General features: G+C 58.7%; 1 protein-coding gene. It reads left to right on the plus strand.

Translation table 11 applies throughout. The features are described from left to right. The first annotated feature begins 54 nt into the window (after window positions 1-54). The gene (locus tag AC5FRW_RS19180) at window positions 55-735 is read left to right on the plus strand and encodes an IS6 family transposase (protein ID WP_493570069.1); all 681 of its coding nucleotides are present in this window, start codon (window positions 55-57) and stop codon (window positions 733-735) included. The last annotated feature ends 8 nt before the right edge of the window (window positions 736-743 follow it).

The raw sequence follows: 743 nt of genomic DNA on the forward strand, positions 1-743 counted from the left end.
GGCACTGTCTAGTTGAGGGATTGAGGAATGAGGAGGCCGTAGCGAGAAGTGCTCATGCAACTCGCAGACCTCCTCAGAGAAACGTTAGACGAGGACAGCCAAGACGTTTGGGAGAACGAGCGCACCCCGACACCCGTCCGGCGATTTGGGGTGCGTCTCCATACGGCGGGGCTGTCGATCAGGGAGACGGTGGCGATCTTAGACTTGTTGGGTGTCGATCGTTCTCACGGCGCGGTCTGGAATTGGGTACATACACTGTCTGAGGCACAGAGCGACCCGCCGGCGGCGGAGCCGTCGCGGGTCGCGGTCGACGAGAAACAGATTGAGGTTGACGGTGAGAAACAGTGGCTCTACGCCGCGATCGACACCGACTCAAAATTATTGCTCGAAATCGACGTGTTCAGCCGCCGCGGGACCGACCCCGCGGCGGCATTTTTGCACCGACTCACCGAGAAACACGATCTCGCCGAGACAGAGTTTCTCGTCGATGCTGGTGGCTATCTGACTGCCCTCGCACGTCACGAACTGAGCGGTCGTCTCGACTATCGAACTCGGAACCACATCGAAAAATGGTTCCAGACCGTCACCATGCGAATCGACCGCTTCCATACGTACTGGCGGGGCAGTCAATCCAGCGCCAGACGGTGGTTACAACGCTTCAAACACCATTACAACCACGAACGACCCAATCAAGCGCTCGACGGACGAACGCCGGCTCAGGAGGTCCAGAACTAGACAGTGCC

It is taken from the genome of Halomicrobium sp. HArcht3-1, assembly GCF_058933345.1.

What these genes read in the sequence shown, in the direction of transcription:
- AC5FRW_RS19180 (WP_493570069.1), top strand. Translation starts at nt 55, where the DNA reads ATGCAACTCGCAGACCTCCTCAGAGAAACGTTAGACGAGGACAGCCAA.